Below are 21150 nucleotides of genomic sequence, written 5' to 3'. Positions count from 1 at the left end.
CTGTCCCGCCGACTCACACTTCGACTCAATGGAGACTGTCATGGAAGCACAAGATCTAGGCGCACGTTGTGCCGAAATCCTGAACATCTGCCTGTACGCCAACATCGCGACGTGCGGCGACGATCAGCCATGGAACACGCCGGCCACGGCGATTCCCGATTCGAATCTCGATATCTATTGGTCGTCCTGGACCGAAGCCGTGCATTCGAAAAATATCCTCGCCAATCCGCGTGCGTTTATCACCTACTACGATTCCACCCGGCCGCGCGGCATGAACAATCTTCGATGTCTCTATCTTCAATGCGAGGCCGTGGTCGTTGAGGATTACGACGAAGCACGAGCCGCGCACGAACTGCTCTATCCCGGCGAAGAAGTCCAATTGGACAATTTCTTCGATTCCGGTCTGCGGCGCTTTTATCGAGCCAGACCGTCACAGGCTTGGTTGAACTGTCTTTCCGAGCAACAGGTCCAGCCGGACACGATCGATATGCGGCGCGAAGTATCGTTGCAAGAGATACGGGCGGCGTACTGAAAAGCCGCCCCACGGCTCGTTCCCATCGCGCCGAACCAACGCCCTTCGCGCGGCGCTCCGGATGATGCCACGCCGCTGTTTTTAGCGCTGTTATCCGCGCCGCTCCATGCTTGTCGACCCGGCAATTGTCGCCGCTGGCCTGCCCGCTTAGCTTAGATGTGCATTCCAAACGTTGACCGCCATGACCGAACCCGCCACTGCATCGCACCAGGCCCCGTCCGGTATCAAGGTGCTCAGAGTGCTGCCCGTGTCTGACCCCTTTCCTCCACTTCTTCCCCCCATGGTACGGTTGCTAAAGGTGCAATCGAGTGTTACTAGCGATGAAGACGACAACAGGCATCAAGCTGGATGAAGCAACACGGGCAAGATTGCAGGCGCTCGGAGGCCTGAAAGAGCGCTCGCCGCATTGGCTGATGAAGCGTGCAATCGCAGAATATCTTGATCGCGAAGAACGCTACGAACGCGAAAAGAAAGAAGATATGCAGCGTTGGCGACAGTACCAAGAGTCCGGCGCCTACATCGATGATGCTGATATGCGGGAGCACCTAAGCGCGCTAGCGGCGGCCGCACGCGATAAAGCTGATGCCCCGAAGTGAGATTGCGCTGGCTGCCCGAAACACGGGATGACATTCAACGACTGTTTGAATTTCTTTTACATCAAGACACCCTTGCTGCAGAACGAGCAATGACGTTGATCGCAGAGGGTGCAAACAAGTTGTTGGAGATGCCTGAAATCGGGCGGCCAATAAACGACAGCAGCGACCGTCGGGAACTATACTTACCGCTCGGCGCTGGATCCTATGTTTTGCGCTACCGACTCGACGGCGGCACCGTCATCATTATCCGTGTATGGCATAGCCGGGAACAACGCATTTGACACGTTTACCGCCTGTGCACGCGTAAGCATGCGCTTTCTGGGTTCTCGAAGCCGCCCGTGTCTGACCCCTTTCTCCCGAAAAGAAAGAAGATATGCAGCGTTGGCGACAGTACCAAGAGTCCGGCGCCTACATCGATGATGCTGATATGCGGGAGCACCTAAGCGCGCTAGCGGCGGCCGCACGCGATAAAGCTGATGCCCCGAAGTGAGATTGCGCTGGCTGCCCGAAACACGGGATGACATTCAACGACTGTTTGAATTTCTTTTACATCAAGACACCCTTGCTGCAGAACGAGCAATGACGTTGATCGCAGAGGGTGCAAACAAGTTGTTGGAGATGCCTGAAATCGGGCGGCCAATAAACGACAGCAGCGACCGTCGGGAACTATACTTACCGCTCGGCGCTGGATCCTATGTTTTGCGCTACCGACTCGACGGCGGCACCGTCATCATTATCCGTGTATGGCATAGCCGGGAACAACGCATTTGACACGTTTACCGCCTGTGCACGCGTAAGCATGCGCTTTCTGGGTTCTCGAAGCCGCCCGTGTCTGACCCCTTTCTCCCCTGCACCTGATGCTGGCGCCGAAAGACCGGACGTATCAACACGTCGAGGGCGAAGCCATCGCCCGCCCGTCGCAATAAATCCCTTCAATGAGCTTCAGCATTCTCGTTGCCAATGTGAACACGACGACCTCGATGACCGACGCCATCGCGCAGCAGGCGCGCGCCGTGGCGAACCCCGGCACCGAGATCATCCCCATCACCCCGGCCTTCGGCGCCGAATCCATCGAAGGCAACTACGAAAGCTATGTGGCCGCCGTGGCCGTCATGGAAACCATTCGGGCCTATGACGGCGAATTCGATGCCATCATCCAAGCCGGGTACGGCGAACACGGCCGCGAGGGGCTCCAGGAGCTTTTCGCTGTCACGGTGGTCGACATCACCGAGACCGCCGCAGCCACGGCCTTGTTCGTCGGTCATCGCTAATCGGTCGTTACCACGCTCGACCGCGCCGTACCGATGATCGAAGACCGGCTCAAACTGGCCGGACTGAGCGATCGGCTGGCGTCCGTGCATGCCAGCGGCCTGGCCGTGCTCGAACTCGAGCGAGACCCCGAGGTCGCGATCGAAGCTATTGTGGCCAAGGCCTTGCACGCTGTGGAGGTCGATCGCGCGGAGGCGATCTGTCTCGGCTGCGGCGGCATGGCCGGGCTCACGAGCCGAGTCGTGGCACAAACCGGCGTGCCGGTCATCGACGGCGTATCGGCCGCGGTCAAGCTTGCCGAAGGCTTGGTCGCTCAGAACCTGTCGACATCCAAGGCTCGCATGTTCAGCGAGCCGCGCGAAAAGCGCTTCGTTAATTGGCCACCCGCGCTCTGAGCAAGCGCTCGGTATCAAAGCGCTGCACGTCGAGTGACTCGAAAATCACTCGACGTGCCCGACGAGCGGGACTCATCATTAGCAGACGACGGCTATGGTCATCGCCTCAATCGATCCCCAAAGGGTTCGAGATCCGCAGTTGCCAGATACCATCGGCGCTGCGTTCGGCCACCTGGGTCGCAACGCCGCTCTCTACGATCTCATCCTGATCGGGCGGGGCGATACGGATCGTCCACTCGAGTAGCAGTAGTGCGATGTCACCGCTTGCGATGACCCGGCGAACGCCGTTACGTATTTGGGGCCGTGCGGCCATCAGCCGAGCGAATGCGTCGCGCAGTGCGTCGTGACCTTCGGCGATCGTGCGGCCATCCTGCATCCGCATCGTTGCCTCCGGGTGAAAGAGCGACATAACCGCGTCGAGATCGCCGCGATTGAGCGCCGCGTCGAATAGCGCGGCCACCGCCTCCGGCCGTGCCGCCGCCTCCGATGCGCCCGAACATTCGGTATCGACAAATTCAGCAATGAGGGCCGCCAGCGCCTGCGGCGCTTCCAGCGGGATAAGATGCCCAACGCCCGGTATGGTCTGCATCGCCACACCGGGCAGCGACGGCAGGACGACGCGTTGCAACATGTCGATCGAATCGACCTTGTCGTGTTCGCCGCCGATCACTCGAACCGGGACGTCAATCCGCGCCAGGTCGGCACTCACGTCCTCGGATATCGCTGTATGCGGCCAGAACTGTTTTGCAGCGTCCGTGCCGCCGAGACTGTCGGCGATCACCTGGTCACGCATGGTGGGCGATAGCTTGCGTTCGCTCAGGACGTTATCGATCGTCCAGCCGACCGATTCCGGCGCGGCATAGGCGCCTGCCATCGCGTCGCGTTCCGGCTGCGGCAACGATTTACCTTCCGCGGGTGACGGCGCCACCAGTACGAGCCCCGCCAAACCGGAGGGGCGACGCGAAGCCAGCAGCTGGGCCACCTTGCCGCCCATCGAATGGCCGACCAGCACATAGCGATTCAGGGCGAGCGCGGCGATTGCGGCTTCTACGTCGTCGGCCATGGTTGCAATATCGTAGCCGTCGTCGGGGCGATCCGATCGGCCCCATCCGCGAGCATCCAAAGCGATCTTGCGTAGATTCGCCGGTAGCGCTGCCATCACGGCTTGCCAGGTTCGCGCCGTGCCGCCCCAGTAATGCAGGAAAACGAGGGCTAGCGGGCCTTGGCCGCTATCGTCGGCGTGCAGCGTCAATCCGTTCGCGTTGATCTTCATGGCTTGTCTCCTATGCGTTAAAGCGCTTCGAGCGTCGAAACAAATCATAGGAGGCCTCGATTTAAGCGATAATCCCTTTTTTTCGACATGCACTCGATAACATAGGTATCGAATAAATCATGGACCGATTCACCGGACTTTCGGTTTTTACGGCCGCCGTCGAACAGGGCAGCCTGGCAGCGGCGGCACGAACCCTTGGGATCACGCCGGCCATGGCCAGCAAGCATCTCGCCGCGATCGAGGCATCATTAGGCGTGCGGCTCATGCACCGCACCACGCGCCGTCTTCATCTGACCGACGTCGGCCAGGAGTATTATCAGCGCAGCCGGCATATCCTCCAATCGCTCGATGACGCCGACCGCGCCGCACGCGAATTGCAGGATCAGCCGCGTGGCACGTTACGAGTCACTGCTCCGACGACGTTCGGGGCACTGCACATGGGCGCCCCGGTGGCCGAATACATTCGGCGCTACCCGCACGTCGACGTCGAGATGACGCTCGACGACCGCTTTATCGATCTCGTGGCCGGCGGTTTCGATGTCGCGATCCGGATCGGTGACCTGCCGGACTCGAGTCTGGTCGCACGCCCCCTTGCACGTACCGAGATGATCGCCTGCGCCGCCCCATCCTATCTGGCCGAACACGGCCGGCCGGCAGCGCCATCAGATTTGAGCCATCATGATCGCCTCGCGTTCAGCGAAGCCATTTCGGCCGGCGACTGGGGCTTTACCGGCACGGACGGCCAAATGCATAACGCCTCCGGTCGTTCACGGTTTTCCGCCAACAGCGTGGAAATGCTGTTAGCCGCCGCCTTGCGTGGGGCCGGAATCGCTTATGGACCCCGCTTCGTGTTCCACCGCCATCTGGCCTCCGGCGACTTGGAACAGATCCTGGGAAATTACACGACCCGAAGCCTCGGCATTCATGCGGTCTATCCCTCGGCCCGGTTGGTCGGCGCCAAAGTACGCCGCTTCATCGAGTTGCTCGAGGAATGGTTTGGCTCGTCGGCCGAGTGGCGCGGATAGGGAATCAATTAGCAATCGATAAAGCGCGTAATGTGAGCGCACGATTGCTCCGTGTTCGCGTTCGACCCAAAGCCGACGTCTAATTGAGAGAAGACCGAAGGCTTTCCAGTAAGATAAGGGCAACGCCAAAACAGCTAAATATAACTTAGTGTGAAAGTACGAATCGAGCTTGGCCGTCAATGCTTACAGGCTAATGTTAGCGTCCAGATGAAGATCAATATTTGAGGTTGTAATGGAAGATTTTACATTCCAAAAAAGGGACGGAGAATCGTTCGCGCTCCAGAGGCTTAACCTCATCAACATAATTCTCGGGAGAAATGGCGCGGGTAAAAGCCGATTTCTAAGGCTTCTTGACGAGACGATGGGCAATGAAGAGACATACCGCGTCCGTTATGTCACTCCGGAAAGAGGAGGAGTATTCAGGCGCGAGGGTAATATTGACACGAACATGACGTCAGATCAGAACTGGGCGAATAACACGCGACGATCAAACCAAGCGTCGAGCTTCAAATCTATGTCGCATGTTTATCTGCGCAATACGGAAAGTGCTTACCTTAGAAAATTGCAGAATACCGATGCCCGTGGCCGTAGTTTTCAAGTCGACTGCCTTGAACCAATAAATCGGATGCTCAGTAACGTATCTATAGAACAAGCTGATCCAGATTTCGTATTTCGCAGCGCTCACGGTGACCTGGTCGAGGCAGACAAGCTAAGCAGCGGCGAGTCTGAGACTATAGCCTTGGCATCAGAAGTTTTAAATTTTATGCAGAACTTGGATACCAATAAGATAAACGTTCTTCTTCTAGATGAGCCAGATGTACACCAACACCCCGACTTGCAAGCCCGCTTCGGCTTCTATCTCGTGGATCAACTCGAATCTTTAAATCAGGATGAACAGTCAAAAATAGCAATCTGCTTAGCCACGCACAGCACGCCCCTCGTCTGTTCGCTGGCTAGTAGCGCCTACACTTCTGTTGGTACCAAGGAATTTGATTCAGACACAGTGCGATTATCTCCTGTATCTGACCATATTAAGAAGGTCGCACCGTTCTTCGGTCATCCTCTATCGCTAAGCCTCAGTCGCGATCCGATGTTAATTCTTGAGGGGGAAGATGACGAAAGGGTTTGGCAGCAAGCTGCTCGATCTTCGCAAGGGCGTATTCGCGTTTTCCCGGTATTAGCCCACTCCGTGTCTCAGCAGTCGGAATTGGAAAGCTTCTCTGGGCCAATCTTGGGCGCACTCTACGACGAGCCTGTGGCCTACTCTCTTCGTGATGGGGATGGGATATCCGATCAACTTGCGCCGGTCGGGCCTGTGGTTCGTTTTCGCTTGCGATGCTACGCAATCGAGAACGCGCTAGTTACGACGGAGTGTCTTGCTAATTTAGGGATCGATTGGAGGCAGTTACAGCAACTTTCTGAATCTTGGCTTGCGGAAAATGCTGGGCATAAAGACGCTTGTGCGCTGCGCAAGCTCGTAGATTCCGAAGATCGCTTAAGAAATGAAAAAATTAAAGATATTCGACAGCTTATCGTATCCGTTACTGGCTCTAAAAAGCCTTGGGAGGTGGTTGTTGGTCAAGCATTAGCCGCAACAGTGGGTGGAGAAAGTAGCCCAGACGACCCGTTCGCTCTATTGGCTTTCGTAGGTAGTGATGCTGCGGAGCGACTGCTTCATGCTGAGCGTGCGGTTGGAAATGGGGCCTGAAGAATGGATCGAGTAACTCCGCCGAAAGCGGCAAATCAGATGCGGCATTGAAGTCCGCTTCTGGCCGATAGCCTCCACGAAGACCCATCGATCGGCAATAGAGGCGAAGCGACGCCGAGCACCACGGTTCAACTGGCGTTGTTGCCCCATCACCTGACCGCGTGGCGTGCCTATGCCCTGCCTTATCTGCGTTGATCCGTGTCGATCTGCGGACAATCATTTTCGAACAACGACAACGAGCCTTAACGAACCGCGAAACCTCGCTTGTCGACCCGGCAATTGTCGCCGCTGGCCTGCCCGCTTAGCTTAGATGTGCATTCCAAACGTTGACCGCCATGACCGAACCCGCCGCCGCATCGCCCCAGGCCCTGTCCGGTATCAAGGTGCTCGAGCTCGGCCAGCTCATCGCCGGGCCGTTCGCGGCCAAGCTGTTCGGCGAATTCGGCGCCGACGTGATCAAGATCGAGCCGCCGGGCACGGGCGATCCGCTGCGGCGCTGGCGGGTGATGCGCGATGGCACGTCGCTGTGGTGGCATGTCCAGACGCGCAACAAGCGCTCGGTCTCGCTGGATCTGAAATCCGCGGAAGGCCAGGCGATCGTGAAGAAACTGGTCGCCGAGGCGGATGTGGTGATCGAGAATTTCTCGCCCGGGCGGCTGGAGAAATGGGGTCTGGGCTGGGCGGATCTGGCCGCGATCAACCCCGGGCTGATCATGGTGCGGATTTCCGGCTACGGCCAGACCGGACCGTATCGGGACCTGCCCGGCTTCGGCGTGATCGGCGAGGCCATGGGGGGCCTGCGTTATCTATCCGGCCACCCGGGCGAGTCGTCGGTGCGCGTGGGGGTATCGATCGGCGATTCGCTGGCGGCGCTGTACGGCGTGATCGGCGCCCTTCTGGCACTGCACGAGCGCGCGCGCTCCGGCCAGGGTCAGTACATCGACGTCGCACTCTATGAATCGGTGTTCGCGATGATGGAATCGCTGATTCCGGAATACGACGCCGCCGGGATCGTGCGCGAACCCAGCGGCAGCGCCCTGCCCGGCATCACGCCGTCCAACGCCTATCCGTGCGTCGATGGTTCCGAGGTGCTGATCGCCGGCAACGGCGACTCGATCTTCAAACGCCTGATGACCGCGATCGGCCGCGAGGACCTGGCCGAGGACCCGGATCTGGCCCACAACGACGGCCGCGCCAAGCAGGCCGAGCGTATCGACGGTGCCATCGCTGACTGGAGCCGATCTCACTCGCGCGAGGACGTGCTGGAGACGCTGGAAGCCGCCCGCGTACCGGCCGGTCGCCCTTACACGGCGGCCGATATCGTGGCCGACGAGCACTATGCGGCCCGCCGCATGATCGAGACCATCACCACCGCCGAAGGCCGCGAGCTGAAAGTGCCGGCCGTGATGCCGCGACTGTCGCGCACGCCGGGGCGCATCGACGGCGGCGGGCCGGTGCTGGGCGCGCATACCCGCGCGGTGATGGACGAACTGGGCATCGACCGCGAAACCCAGGATGCGCTGTACGAGCGCGGCGTTCTTTACGACTCGGAGCATGCGCAATGAGCCATCGCGTATTCATCAACGATGTCGCCGCCCGCGACGGCTTCCAGATTGAGCCGCGCTGGATCGAGACCGCGGACAAGATCGCCTTCATCGACCGGCTGTCGGCCACCGGGCTGGCCAAGATCGAGGCGACTTCTTTCACCTCGCCAAAGGCGATCCCCAATCTGGCGGATGCTGCGGAGGTGATGCGCGGCATCCATCGCGCGGCCCAGGTCGACTATGTGGCGCTCATCCCGAACGTCAAAGGCGTCGAACGCGCACTTTCGGTCGGCACCGACGAGCTCAATTTCGTGATGTCGGCCTCGGACAGCCATGGCCGCGCCAATCTGCGCATGACCGCCGACGAATCGCTGGCACGCTTTGCCGACATGGTCGCGGCCGCCGAGGGGGCCGACGTGCGTCTGAATGCCTCCATCTCCACCGCCTTCGGCTGCCCGTTCGAAGGCCGCGTGCCGGCCGACCGCGTGATGGAGATCGTCGCGCGGATCGCGGATCTGGGCATCGCCGGGGTCACACTGTGCGATACCACCGGCGTGGCCAATCCGCTGCAGGTCGCCGCCCTGTGCGAGGCCGTGCGCGCGCGGCATCCGGCACTCGATCTGACCCTGCATCCGCACAATACGCGCGGCATGGGCCTGGCCAACGCCCTGGCCGCCTGGCAAGTGGGCGTAACGCGCTTCGATGCCGCCCTCGGCGGCCTCGGCGGCTGCCCCTATGCGCCGGGTGCTTCCGGCAACATCTGCACCGAGGATCTGGTGCATATGTTCGCCTGCATGGGCATCGACACCGGCGTGGATCTGGACAGCCTGATCGCGGTCAGCGAAACCCTGCCCGACCTGATCGGGCATGACGTGCCCGGCCAGGTGGTCAAGGCCGGCAAGGCCGACCGGCGTTATCCGTTGCCGGAAGCGATCGCCTGATTGCCCGTATAGACTGATCGGGCAGCGCTAGCCGGCGAGCGCTGGCCGAGTGATGGGCATGGGCGATCGGGTTTATCCTGCCGCACAGGATATCGCCCGCCCGTGACCCGATGCTCCCCACGCTCTCGCCCGACAACACGCTCGACCCGCGGCACCGCGCATTCGTCGACGGGCTGGCGGCCAGCGGCTTTGCCGGCGATATCGATACGCGCTATGCGACGCGCCTCACGCTGGCCACCGACAACAGCGCGTTCCAGCAGCTGCCCGCCGGGGTGTTCTTTCCGCGCAATGAAGGCGATATCGAGCGCGTGGCCGCCCTGCTCGCCGAGCCGGATTTTCACGGCGTTCATCTCGCGCCGCGCGGTGGCGGCACCAGCACCATCGGCTGTTCGTTGACGGCGGGCTTCGTGCTCGACTGCTCGCGGCACATGAATCGCATTCTGTCGATCGACCCCGAAGCCGGCGAAGCGGTCGTGCAGCCGGGCGTGGTGCTGGACCAGCTCAATGCCGCGCTTGCCGAATACGAGCTGTTCTTCGCGCCCAACGTGGCGCCATCGTCGCGCGCCACGCTCGGCGGCATGGCCAACACCGACGGCTGCGGCAAGGGCTCGCGCATCTACGGCAAGACCAGCGATCACGTACTGGCCACCCGCGTGGTGCTCACCGATGGCGCGGCCCACGTAATTGACTCGCGGCGCGGCGCTGACGATCCCGACGAGCGCATCGCGGCCATCAACCAACGCGTGACATCGATCATCGATGCCAACCGCGGCGAGATCGCCCGTGTATTTCCCGATCTGTCGCGTTATCTGTCGGGCTACAACCTGGCACAGGCGGTAGACGCGGCCGGCCGTTGTCATCTCAACAAGCTGATCGGCGGCTCGGAGGGCACGCTGGCGCTGGTCAGTGAATTGACGCTCAAGCTCACACCGATCCCGAATACGACCGTGCTCTATGCGCTGCGCTATGCCAGCTTCGATGCTGCCCTGCGCGATGCCGAATCGCTGGTGGCATACGACCCGAGCGCGATCGAATCGGTTGACGAAACGGTTATGAACCTGGCGCGCGACAACCCGATCTACGAACGGGTGCGCGACGCTATCGAGAACGACGACGGCTCAACGCCGGGCGCGGTGAACCTGGTCGAGTTCGCCGGCCGCGATGGCGTGCCGGAAGGGGCGGCGCGGCTGGACGTGGCACTCGAAGCCGGCGACAGCGGCGCGACCGGCCATTATCGCGCCGAAAGCGCGGCGGCCCGGGCGGCACTCTGGGATCTGCGCAAGGGCGGCGTCGGCCTGCTCGGGTCGGCGCCCGGCGCGCGCAAGCCATTGCCGTTCGTCGAGGACACGGTAGTCGACCCGCGCGTGCTGGCCGACTACGTCATCGATTTCCGGGCCATTCTCGACGAGTACGGCGTGTCCTACGGCATGTTCGGGCATATCGACGTGGGCTGCCTGCATGTGCGCCCGGCGCTTGATCTCACCGATCCGGACGACGAGCGCATCATACGCGAAATCACCGATCGCGTGGCGAAGCTGGCCGAATCCTATGGCGGTCTGCTGTGGAACGAGCACGGCAAGGGTTTTCGCTCGGAATACAACAAGCCCTTCTTCGGCGAACAGCTCTACGCCGCACTCGCCGATATCAAGCGCGCCTTCGATCCGCGCAACCAGCTCAACCCCGGCAAGATCGTGGCCCTGGAACCGGAGCGCGTCCCGCTGGCGTCGATGGACGAGCCTACCCGCGGCACCTTCGATCGCCAGATCCCGGCCGACGAGCGCGGCGCATTCCCGGGTGCGATGCAATGCAACGGCAACGGCGCCTGTTTCGATTACGACCCGACCCACGTCATGTGTCCGTCGTACCGCGCCACCCGCGACCGGCTGCATTCGCCCAAGGGCCGGGCCGGCGCCATGCGCGAATGGCTGCGCCAGCTCGCCGAGGCCGGCACCGGTACCGGCGATCTCGCCCCGGCCGAATCGCCGCTGGCCTGGCGCGCCTTGCGTGACCTGACGGCCGGGCCGGCCGATCCCGAGGCCGATTTCTCGCACCAGGTCTGGCAGGCGATGGACGGTTGTCTGTCGTGCCGCGCCTGTGCCACCCAGTGCCCGATCCGGGTCGACGTACCGACGTTCAAGAGCGAGTTTCTGGCGCTGTACCACGGCCGCTATGCGCGTCCGCCGGCCGACTATGCCCTGGCCGGGCTGGAGACCGGCGCCGCGCTCGCCAGCCGCCTGCCCGGGCTCGCTAATGCGGCGCTGCGCGTACCCGCGCTGCGGCGACTTCTTGCCGACAGGCTGGGCCTGGTCGATCCGCCGCCGCTGAGCCGGCCGGGTCTTCCTGGCTGGCTGAGGCGACATCCCGGCTTTCGTTACAGCGCCGACGGTTGGGCACTGATGAGCGACGCCGAGCGCGCGCGCAGCGTGTTCGTGGTCCAGGATGCCTTTACCAGTTTCTTCGATGCCCCGGTCGCGATCGCGGTGATCGAGTTGATCGCGGCGCTCGGTTACCGGCCCCAGGTCGCACCCTTCTCGGCCAGCGGCAAACCGCTGCATGTGAAGGGCTTCCTGCCGGAGTTCGAGCGCGTGGCGCGCCGACACGCCCGCCGCATAGACGTGCTCGCGGCCCACGGGCGGCCTCTGGTCGGCATCGAGCCGAGCGTGACACTGGCGCTCGCGACCGATTATCAGCAGGCCATCGGCCGCGCACTGCCGGTACAACTGTTCGAACAATGGCTGGCCTCGGCGCTCGCCACACGCGCGCCAACGCGAACGGCCGGGTCGTCGCCGGGCTATCGTCTGCTTAACCATTGCACCGCCCAGACAGCGTCCTCGGCGAGCGCGCGTGCCTGGCGCGATGCCTTCGCGTACTTCGGGCTGTCGCTGGAAACCGGCAACGTCGGCTGCTGCGGCATGAGCGGCGCCTACGGCCACGAAGCGCGCCACCGTCAGACATCACAAGCCGTCTTCGAGCTGTCCTGGACAAGCGCGCTGTCCTGCGGCACGTCGCAACCCCTGGTGCCCGGCTACAGCTGTCGCAGCCAGATCGCGCGTCTCAAGGGAGAAACCGCCCTGCACCCGGCCCAGGCCCTGCTGGCCGAGATCGATTAATTTTGACCCTCGCCCCGGCGCTCGCGTATCCGCGGACGCGTGACCGGGTGCACCGGCGCGTCGCGCGGCGCCGCCACGATACGATTACGGCCGCCTGCCTTGGCGTCGTATAGCGCCTCGTCGGCCAAGCGCAGCAGGGTGTCGTTCGCCAGCCGCCGGTCGCTGTCGTTCTGCGCCAGCCCGATCGAGAGCGTGACCGAGAACGGCGCGCCGCCCTCGCCGGTGAACACCAGTTCGGCAGCACGCTGGCGCAAGCGCTCGGCCGCCTCCAGCGCACGCTCGAGAGCGGTCGCCGGCACGATCCAGAGAAACTCCTCGCCTCCGAACCGGCCGAAGCTGTCGATCTCGCGCACTCCTTCGACCATGTTCCGACCGAGGCGTTTGAGCACCTCGTCGCCCACGGCGTGGCCGTGTGTGTCGTTGATGCGCTTGAAGTGGTCGATGTCGATCACGCCGACGCAGAATACATAGGGCGAGCGTTGGCAACGGATGCGCTCGCGTTCGAGCATTTCCATCAGCCAGCGCCGGTTGTACAGCCCGGTCAGGTGATCGCGCACGGCCATGGCCGAAATCCGGGCCATGGCTTCGCGGATCTCGTGGTTGCGTTCGCGCAGGGTCCGGCGCATCCGGTTGATGAGCGCACTCAGCAGCACGATCTGCGGCATGACGATGATCAACGACACCAGCAGCATCCAGTTGTGGAAGAACAAGCCGGCTTCCGTGTGCAACAGGCCATGGCAGAACACCACCACGAGATAACCCGTCGAGTAGACCAAGGCCGCGACGATGAATCGGTCCATGCTCAGATCGAGGGTGCCGTACAGCAGGGGCACGACCGTCGTCAGCACCAGCGCCGCCTGAGCCTCGGCCGAATTGAGCTGATAGAGCAGGATGAAGCCGGGCAATGCAGGCACCAGTACCTGCGGCAGCGTCAGGTTCGGTTCGCGCGAGCGCAGGTTCAGGCCGCTGCGAAACGCCACGTAGAACATCGCCACGATCACGCACTGAGCGATGGCATAGCCGGCCACGAACTGCGGCGAAACCGCGCCGAGCAGACTGAGCACCGCAGCCAGCGCGATCTGCAGCGCATAAGACACACAGGACAACCCGAGCCTCTGCAGCCGAACGCGCTGATGCCGCGCGCGGCGCTCCGATGCGGTCTCCGCCGCGTGGCGATCATCGTTCGACATTATTGTTTTCGGGTTGTGGCAAGCCAGTAAACGGATCGGTTCGCGCCGAGCCGCGGGCCCGGCTTCGCTGGCCGGGCCGATGTGTGCGGTATCGCAAGCGCCCGGGCGGTGGCGAAACCGGCCCTCCGCCGCGACAATACCACCCCTGGTTTTTCTGCATGCCGTCGTCCCCATCGTGTCCGGTCGCATTTCCGCCCATGCCCCGATCCTGATCTTCGACTCCGGCGTGGGCGGCCTGTCGGTGCTCGCCGCGGTTCGGGCCCGGCTGCCGCGGGCGCCGCTGGTGTATGCCATGGACGGCGCCGGCTATCCCTACGGCCAGCGCGACGATGCCGAACTCACCGCCCGCGTTCCGGCCCTGCTCGGCCGGCTGGTGGAGCGCTATCGCCCCTGTCTCGTGGTGATCGCCTGTAATACGGCTTCCACCATCGCGCTGGCCGCGGTCCGCGACGTGCTCGCGACCCCGGTGGTGGGCACGGTGCCGGCCATCAAGCCGGCCGCCGAACGCTCATCCAGCCGCGTGATCGGCGTGCTCGGCACGCGCGCCACCGTACGCCAGGCCTACGTCGACGATCTGGCGCAACGCTTTGCCGGCGACTGCCGCGTGTTACGCCACGGCGCCCCGGCCCTGGTCGACTACGTGGAATCGATGCTGCGCGAAGAGACGGCCGCCGACCCTGAGGCGCCGCGCCACGCGCTGGCCGGGCTGCTCGCTCAACCGGGCGGCGACGCCATCGACACCGTCGTGCTGGCCTGTACGCATTTCCCCCTGGCCGGGGATGCGCTGCAGCGCGCGGCGCCCGCCGCGATGCAATTCGTCGACGGCGCCGAAGGCATTGCCCGGCGCTGTGCTGCGCTGCTCACGCATCAAGAATGGCCGGCGCATGTCCCCGTCGGCGTGACGGTAACGACGGGCGACGCCGCCGCCTGCACTGCGTTGACCCCCGGCCTGGCGCGCTTCGGACTCGCGCCGGCAAGCGCCTTGTAACCTCAGCGCAGCCGCTCGATCGCCACCGTATCGCCGGAGGCCGCCGCGATCTCGTTCTGGGCCGGGATCAGCGCCAGTTCGCGACCGCCGGCCGCCTGGGTGGCCTCGAACAGGATACGAACGGCGGCTGCCGTGCGAGCCAGGGCGCGGGCCGGGCCGTCGCCGCCCAGCCCCAGTTCGAGACAGCCCGCCAGAAAAACGGCGGCGGTGAAGTCGCCGGCGCCGTTGGGCGGGGGATCGAAGTGGATCAGCGGCGTGGAAACCCGCCAACTGCCGTCGGCCGTGTCCACCAGCATGGCAATGCGGTCGGCCTGACTGTCGTCGACCACCAGCGACGTGACCAGCACCACCCTCGGCCCGCGCCTGCGCAGAGCCGCCGCCGCGGTCATCGCGTCGTTGCGGGTGGTGATGTCGCGGTCGGCCAGCCAGGCCAGTTCAAACTGGTTGGGTGTAACGATGTCGGCCGCCGGCAGCGCGTGGTCGCGCATCCATTGCGGCAGCCCGTCGCGCACGAAAAAACCGCGGCCGGTATCGCCCATCACCGGATCGCAGCAGTACAGCGCCCGCGGATGCACGGCCCGCAGCCGCGCCAGCGCATCGAGCACGGCTGCCCCGGTGGCCTGATCGCCCATGTAGCCGGTCAGCAGTGCGCGCACACCGGCAAAGCCCGTCAGCGCCTGGATGCCATCGACCACCTCGCGGATATGCGCGGCCGAGAACACCTCGCCGGTGAAACGGCCGTAGCCGGTGTGATTCGAGAACTGAACCGTGTTCACGGCCGTGACGTCCCAGCCGAGCCGCTGCAACGGAAATACCGCGGCCCGGTTGCCGACATAGCCATAGGCGACATGGCTCTGGATGGAAATGATCTCGCTCATGTCCTGCGGCTCTCCCTGTTCGCTGCGACGCGCCGATTCCGCGGCGACCGGACGGGCGCAGCGTATCGCAGGAGGTCGCCGACGTCTGCCGCCCGCCTTGCGGGACCGATCGCCAGGTGAAACGACGGCGGGCGCGACCTACGACGCCGCGTTCGGCACATGGCCGACGCGGCGGTCGTAATGCCACGTCAGCCCCCACATGACCAGGCCGGCGACAGCCAGACCGGCGCCGACATAGCCGGCGATCTCGGCACTGAAACCAAAGGCGATGACCAGCCCGGCCAGGAACGGGCCGAGCGCGTTGGCGAAGTTGAAAGCCACATGGTTCAGCGCCGCCGCCAGATTCTGCGCATCACCGGCCACATCCATCAGCCGGGTTTGCAGAATGGCTGCCAGCGACACGCCAAAGCCGATGCAGAACACGTCGATGGTGACCGCGATGCCGTGATGGCTGGCCAGCGGGAAGGCCAGCAGCGCAAGCAGGCTCCAGACCAGCATCGCGCCGGCCGTGGGCATTTGCGCCCGATCGGCAAAGCGCGGCACGATCATGTTGCCCATGGTCATGCCCACCCCGAACACGGCGAGCACCACCGGGGCGAGCGCGCTCGACATGTGGGTGACGTGCGTGAGCGTGGTCGTCAGATAGGTATACACCGCGAACACGCCGCCGAAACCGATGCCGCCGATCGACAGCGTCAACCAGACATTGGGCCGGGCCAGCGCGGTCAGCTCGCGCAGCGGGTGCGCATCGCTGTGTGCGCCCTGATACGGCGCGAAGAGGGCGATCAGCACCCCGGCCGCGATGGCGATCGCGGTTACCGTCCAGTAACCGGCACGCCAACCCGCCAGCGACGCCAGCCAGGTCGCCGCCGGCACGCCGAGAATCGTTGCCAGCGTCAGCCCGAGCATGACGTAGCCCACCGCCTGGGTCCGGCGATGCGGCCGGACCACGGACGCCGCCATCAACGAGGCCAGCCCGAAGTAAGCGCCATGCGGCAGACCGCTGACAAAACGAAACAGAATCAGCCAGTGATAACTCGGCGCCAGCGCGCTCAGCCCATTGCCCACGGCGAACACGGCCATCAGCCCGATGAGCAGCGGCTTGCGCGAAATCCGGGCGGACAGCACGGTGATGATCGGCGCCCCGACCACCACGCCCAGCGCATAGGCACTGATGATATGGCTGGCGGTCGATTCGTCCACAGTGAATGCGCGCTGGATCAGCGGCAGCAGGCTCATGGTTCCGAACTCGGTCGTGCCGATCGCAAAACCACCGGTCGCCAGCGCCACGAACACCAGCACTTGAAGCACTCTGTTCGGCATAAGCGAAATCGAAGGAAAAAAGCCCGACACGGGCCAAGGGAATCGGCACGTAGAATACACGCCCCGAGTCTAATACTAAAGTCTTAAATAATAATTTAGGCAGGTTTTGCCAGGCATTCACGCCGGAATCGGTCCCACGATAAAACAACCGGAATCGGCCGCCCGCCAAGCCGCGACGGCGCCGGTACGTTTTCGCGAACCCCGCCGCGCGCCGTTCTGCGGCCGCGTCGTGCGGCGCCAGTCTTGTTCGGCGAGCGCCCGCCCTCGGTGGCGCGGACGCGCGATCCGGCGTCGTCGGGCGCACCCGCGGAACGCGCTTGCCGGCGCCCGACGCAGCCCAGGAACACCCTGCCTCGCGACACGACAGGGCGGCACTGCGGCAGCCGCCCGGGCGCGCGGGCGCCACCGGGCTGACGCGATCAGCGTCGAGAGCGATGACGCGCTAGAATAGCGCCCCTGAATAACGCAGCGCGCGACCGCCCCGGGGCCAAGGCCCGGCGGGCGTGCCGTACAATAGCTGCATAGACCAACCATCTCGGTGGCCGGCGGCCCCGGGGCGGCCCGGCTGACCCGTACAACGAAAAACCGGCCTTTATGGGAAAGGTCATTCGCCGGCGGCGCGCGGCGCCGACCCGGCTTGCGACAAGCTGTCACCATTTCCATCCCCACGGGATGACACACAAGCTCTGCGAGGTTGAAACGCGACGATGTCCGACACGCCGAAGATCATCTACACGCTCACCGACGAAGCCCCGGCCCTGGCCACGCATTCGCTGCTGCCGATCATCGATGCCTATACCGATTCGGCCGGCATCCGCGTCGAGACCCGCGACATCTCGCTGGCCGCACGCATCATCGCCCACTTCCCGGATTACCTGACCGACGAGCAAAAGGCCGCCGACGACCTGGCCGAGCTGGGCGAGATGACGGCCAACCCGTCGGCCAACATCATCAAGCTGCCCAACATCAGCGCCTCGGTGCCGCAGCTCAAGGAAGCGATCGCCGAGCTGCAGAACGCCGGCTACGCGTTGCCCGACTATCCCGAAGAGCCGGAAACGGACGCCGAAAAAGAGATCGCCGAGCGCTACGAGAAGGTCAAGGGCAGTGCCGTGAACCCGGTGCTGCGCCAGGGCAATTCGGATCGTCGCGCGCCGGCTTCGGTGAAGGACTATGCGCGCAAGTATCCGCATCGCATGGGCGCCTGGGAGTCGGACAACAAGGCCGAAGTTGCGCATATGGACGACGGCGACTTCTATGCCACCGAGAAATCGACCACGTTCGACGCGGCCGACAAGCTCACCGTCACGCTGCATCCGAAATCCGGCGACACCAGGGTCCTCAAGAAGGGCATCGCCGTGACCGCGGGTGAAGTGGTCGATGCCGCCGTCATGCATGCCCGGCCATTCCGCGAGTTCATCGATCGCGAGATCGCCGATGCCAAGGCCAAGAACCTGCTGTTCTCGGTGCATCTCAAGGCCACGATGATGAAGGTCTCCGACCCGATCATGTTCGGCTGGGTGGTCACCCAGTTCTACAAGGACGTGATGGACAAGTTCGGCGACACGCTGCACGAGGTCGGCTTCGATCCGCGCTCCGGGCTCGGCGACCTGTACAAGAACATCCAGCAGCTGCCCGACGACAAGCTGTCGGCGATCGAATCCGAGATCGCGAAGGTCAACGAGCAATCCGCGCCGCTGGCGATGGTGGATTCACACCGCGGCATCTCGGTGCTGCACTGGCCCAACGACATCATCATCGATGCCTCGATGCCGGCCATGATCCGCGACTCCGGCATGATGTGGGGCGCCGACGACGACCAGCACGAAGCCAAGGCACTGATCCCGGACCGCTGCTATGCCGGCATCTATGCGGCTACGGTCGAGGACTGCAAGAAAAACGGCGCCTTCGATCCGACCACCATGGGCACCGTGCCCAATGTGGGCCTGATGGCGCAGAAGGCCGAGGAATACGGCTCGCACGACAAGACCTTCCAGGTCCCGGCGGACGGCACGGTCCGCGTGACCAACAGCGCCGGCGAGACGGTCTTCGAGCACGAGGTCGATGCCGGCGATATCTGGCGCATGTGCCTGGCCAAGGACGCGGCGATCGCCGACTGGGTCAAGCTGGCGGTCACCCGGGCGCGCGATTCCGGCATGCCGGCCGTGTTCTGGCTGGACGAGAACCGGGCCCACGACGCCCAGATCATCGCCAAGGTGAAGCAGTATCTACCCGAGCACGGCACCGAAGGTCTGGACATCCGGATCATGGAACCGGTCGCAGCCATGAACCACACGCTCCAACGTGTACGCGCCGGCCAGGACACGATCTCGGTGACCGGCAATGTGCTGCGCGACTACCTCACCGACCTGTTCCCGATCATGGAGCTGGGCACCAGCGCCAAGATGCTGTCGATCGTGCCGCTGATGGCCGGCGGCGGCCTGTTCGAGACCGGGGCCGGCGGTTCGGCACCCAAGCATGTGCGCCAGCTGCAGCGCGAGAACCACCTGCGCTGGGATTCGCTGGGCGAATTCCTGGCCCTGGCCGCCTCGCTCGAGCATCTCGGCAAGACCTTCGACAACGAACGCGCCAAGGTCATGGCCGAAGCGCTGGACCAGGCCACCAGCCGCTTCCTGTCGGAGAACAAGTCGCCCTCGCGCAAGGTCGGCGAACTCGATAACCGGGGCAGCCACTTCTACCTGGCCATGTTCTGGGCCCGGGCGATCGCCGATCAGAAGGACGATGCCGAACTCGCCGAGACCTTCGCCGAGCTGGCGAACGCGCTCGAGGCCAACGAGGACAAGATCGTCGAGGAACTGAACGCGGTTCAGGGCGAGCCGGTCGAGCTCAACGGTTATTACTTCGTGGATCCGCAGCGCGCCACCGAAGTGATGCGCCCGAGCGCCACGCTCAATCAGACCATCGCGATGGTGGCCGCGAACCGCAAATAGCCCGGTCAGCAGCCGGCCGGCTTGCGGCCGATCCAGGGCCGACGCTCGCTTCGCCGGGCGCCGGCCTTTTTCATGCCCGCCGGCACCTGCTGGGATGCGCCCTTATAACATACGGATTCGACGCCCGTTTTCGCTTTCGACACACCGCTCTGGTACGGTCGATCGTCCGTCGAATTAATAGCTCCCAATATGAAATCAATGCCGAAAGAGATCCTGGTCACGGGGACTATCGTGGGCGCGTGTCTGGCCGTGGCTGGCTGCACGACCGTGCGCGAGACCCAGCCGACGCAAACGGCTCGCGAGCAGCTCATGCTGTCCACCGCGGCCGATCACGCCAGCGCCCAGATCAAGCCGAACGTGCCCCGCGGCAACGCCATCTACGTGGATTCCAGCGAGTTCACCGACAACGCCGAGTACAAGACGAAATACGCCATCGCACAGATCCAGTCGCAACTGCTGGCCGATGGCTACAAGCTCGTCGGTTCGGCCGACAAGGCGGACACCATCGCGCTGGTGAGCAACGGCGCGTTGTCGATCGATCAGGCCAACACCATGCTCGGCATCCCCAGCATTCCGATCCCGATCCCGCTGACCGGGACAGTCAGCACGCCAGAGCTCGCCTTCTACAAGAAAGCGCGCCGCACCGGCGTGGCCAAATTCGGCATCGCGTTCTATAACGCCAAGACCGGCGATATGCAGGATGTCGTCGGGCCGGTCTATGGCTTTTCACACTACGACAAGTCATCGATCCTGGGTATCAGCTGGAAACATCAGAATCTGCTGACGCCGACCCAACAGGCCCGGATGAATAGCGAGACACCTAAAAAACCCAAGACCGCCAACAACGGTTAGGCGCGCCCGCTCCGAACGCAATGGCCCGGCTTCTCAAGCCGGGCCATTTTGTTGCGGTGTCCGCGCCGCGCCACTCGTTATCGGGAACGCGAACACGGTACGATCCGGATTCCACGATTTGAGGGAGGAGAGCAGCCATGACAACCATCAACGATTTACTTCGTGACAAGCCATCGGATATCTGGACGGTGGCGCCGGATGATTCGGTATACGACGCGCTGCAGCTGATGGCGGACAAGAACATTGGTGCCGTGCTGGTGATGGACGCCGGCCGCCTCGTCGGCCTGCTGTCCGAACGCGACTATGCCCGCAAGCTCGTGCTCGAGAACCGGTCATCGAAACAGACCCCGGTGCAGGACGTGATGACCCAGCGGGTGGCCTATATCGCCCCGGCAACCGAGATCGAGCAGTGCCTGGCGTTGATGACCGAAAAACGTTTCCGGCATCTGCCGGTCATGGACAACGACAAGCTCGTGGGGCTGGTCTCGATCGGCGACCTGGTCAAAGGGGTGATCGCCGACAAGGAATTCATGATCGAGCAACTCGAGCATTATATTACCGGGCATTAGACGCCGCCG

Annotated in this window: 17 protein-coding genes and 1 pseudogene; 14 read left to right on the top strand and 4 right to left on the bottom strand. The window is 63.5% G+C overall.

Going from position 1 to position 21150, the window contains the following annotated elements:
- Nucleotides 1–40 precede the first annotated feature (40 nt).
- From ACS8Y6_RS04250 to ACS8Y6_RS04230, 5 genes and pseudogenes are all read left to right on the top strand, one after another.
- Entirely contained in the window at nt 41–532 is a 492-nt protein-coding gene (locus tag ACS8Y6_RS04250; protein WP_440851105.1) for a pyridoxamine 5'-phosphate oxidase family protein, read from the top strand.
- A gap of 320 nt (nt 533–852) precedes the next feature.
- Nucleotides 853–1128, top strand: a complete 276-nt coding sequence (locus ACS8Y6_RS04245) for a CopG family ribbon-helix-helix protein (protein ID WP_440855025.1) — start codon at nt 853–855, stop codon at nt 1126–1128.
- The gene (locus ACS8Y6_RS04240; protein ID WP_440851107.1) at nt 1125–1409 is read left to right on the top strand and encodes a type II toxin-antitoxin system RelE/ParE family toxin; all 285 of its coding nucleotides are present in this window, start codon (nt 1125–1127) and stop codon (nt 1407–1409) included. Before ACS8Y6_RS04245 ends, ACS8Y6_RS04240 begins: the two co-directional genes overlap by 4 nt.
- Nucleotides 1410–1614: 205 nt before the next feature.
- Nucleotides 1615–1899 carry a type II toxin-antitoxin system RelE/ParE family toxin gene (locus tag ACS8Y6_RS04235; protein ID WP_440851107.1) on the top strand — a complete coding sequence of 95 codons (285 nt, stop codon included), beginning with the start codon at nt 1615–1617 and terminating at the stop codon, nt 1897–1899.
- Nucleotides 1900–2063: 164 nt separating this feature from the next.
- Nucleotides 2064–2792: pseudogene (locus ACS8Y6_RS04230) on the top strand (aspartate/glutamate racemase family protein).
- Between the two features lie 106 nt (nt 2793–2898).
- Here ACS8Y6_RS04230 and ACS8Y6_RS04225 read toward each other — a convergent pair.
- Nucleotides 2899–4065, bottom strand: coding sequence for an alpha/beta fold hydrolase (locus ACS8Y6_RS04225; RefSeq protein ID WP_440851108.1), 1167 nt, complete (start codon nt 4063–4065; stop codon nt 2899–2901).
- A 119-nt stretch (nt 4066–4184) separates the two neighbouring features.
- On the opposite strand from ACS8Y6_RS04225, the gene ACS8Y6_RS04220 reads away from it, so the two are divergent.
- From ACS8Y6_RS04220 to ACS8Y6_RS04200, 5 genes are all read left to right on the top strand, one after another.
- Nucleotides 4185–5090, top strand: coding sequence for a LysR family transcriptional regulator (locus ACS8Y6_RS04220; protein ID WP_440855024.1), 906 nt, complete (start codon nt 4185–4187; stop codon nt 5088–5090).
- A gap of 232 nt (nt 5091–5322) precedes the next feature.
- Nucleotides 5323–6798 carry an AAA family ATPase gene (locus ACS8Y6_RS04215; protein ID WP_440851110.1) on the top strand — a complete coding sequence of 492 codons (1476 nt, stop codon included), beginning with the start codon at nt 5323–5325 and terminating at the stop codon, nt 6796–6798.
- Nucleotides 6799–7133: 335 nt separating this feature from the next.
- Nucleotides 7134–8363 (top strand): CaiB/BaiF CoA transferase family protein, encoded by a 1230-nt coding sequence (locus ACS8Y6_RS04210; RefSeq protein ID WP_440855023.1) that lies wholly within the window; start codon nt 7134–7136, stop codon nt 8361–8363.
- Nucleotides 8360–9283, top strand: a complete 924-nt coding sequence (locus tag ACS8Y6_RS04205; RefSeq protein ID WP_440855022.1) for a hydroxymethylglutaryl-CoA lyase — start codon at nt 8360–8362, stop codon at nt 9281–9283. The genes ACS8Y6_RS04210 and ACS8Y6_RS04205 overlap by 4 nt, the downstream gene beginning before the upstream one ends.
- Nucleotides 9284–9393: 110 nt before the next feature.
- The gene (locus ACS8Y6_RS04200; RefSeq protein ID WP_440855021.1) at nt 9394–12393 is read left to right on the top strand and encodes an FAD-binding and (Fe-S)-binding domain-containing protein; all 3000 of its coding nucleotides are present in this window, start codon (nt 9394–9396) and stop codon (nt 12391–12393) included.
- Here the strand turns inward: ACS8Y6_RS04200 and ACS8Y6_RS04195 are convergent.
- The gene (locus tag ACS8Y6_RS04195; protein ID WP_440851114.1) at nt 12390–13583 is read right to left on the bottom strand and encodes a diguanylate cyclase; all 1194 of its coding nucleotides are present in this window, start codon (nt 13581–13583) and stop codon (nt 12390–12392) included. The two genes, ACS8Y6_RS04200 and ACS8Y6_RS04195, sit on opposite strands and share 4 nt — an antisense overlap.
- 187 nt (nt 13584–13770) lie before the next feature.
- Between ACS8Y6_RS04195 and murI the strand changes: the two genes are divergently transcribed.
- Nucleotides 13771–14571 (top strand): glutamate racemase, encoded by an 801-nt coding sequence (murI, locus tag ACS8Y6_RS04190; protein WP_440851127.1) that lies wholly within the window; start codon nt 13771–13773, stop codon nt 14569–14571.
- 2 nt (nt 14572–14573) lie between these two features.
- On the opposite strand, the gene pdxY is transcribed toward murI, so the two are convergent.
- Complete coding sequence (gene pdxY, locus ACS8Y6_RS04185) at nt 14574–15449, bottom strand: pyridoxal kinase PdxY (protein WP_440855020.1); 876 nt, start codon at nt 15447–15449, stop codon at nt 14574–14576.
- Between the two features lie 138 nt (nt 15450–15587).
- A complete protein-coding gene (locus ACS8Y6_RS04180; protein ID WP_440851116.1) occupies nt 15588–16772 on the bottom strand; it encodes an MFS transporter in 1185 nt (394 codons plus the stop codon).
- Between the two features lie 707 nt (nt 16773–17479).
- Here ACS8Y6_RS04180 and ACS8Y6_RS04175 point away from each other — a divergent pair.
- The 3 genes from ACS8Y6_RS04175 to ACS8Y6_RS04165 all read left to right on the top strand — a co-directional run bounded on the left by ACS8Y6_RS04175 (nt 17480) and on the right by ACS8Y6_RS04165 (nt 21141).
- Complete coding sequence (locus ACS8Y6_RS04175) at nt 17480–19720, top strand: NADP-dependent isocitrate dehydrogenase (protein ID WP_440855019.1); 2241 nt, start codon at nt 17480–17482, stop codon at nt 19718–19720.
- 198 nt (nt 19721–19918) lie between these two features.
- Complete coding sequence (locus ACS8Y6_RS04170; protein WP_440851118.1) at nt 19919–20572, top strand: DUF6655 family protein; 654 nt, start codon at nt 19919–19921, stop codon at nt 20570–20572.
- A 137-nt stretch (nt 20573–20709) separates the two neighbouring features.
- The gene (locus ACS8Y6_RS04165; protein ID WP_440851119.1) at nt 20710–21141 is read left to right on the top strand and encodes a CBS domain-containing protein; all 432 of its coding nucleotides are present in this window, start codon (nt 20710–20712) and stop codon (nt 21139–21141) included.
- Nucleotides 21142–21150: the final 9 nt, after the last annotated feature.

Origin of the sequence: Salinisphaera sp. RV14 (genome assembly GCF_052044135.1) — a bacterium.
GTDB lineage: Bacteria > Pseudomonadota > Gammaproteobacteria > Nevskiales > Salinisphaeraceae > Salinisphaera.
The sequence above is the reverse complement of the archived record's forward strand: the minus strand, read 5'-3'. Positions and strand labels throughout refer to the sequence as shown.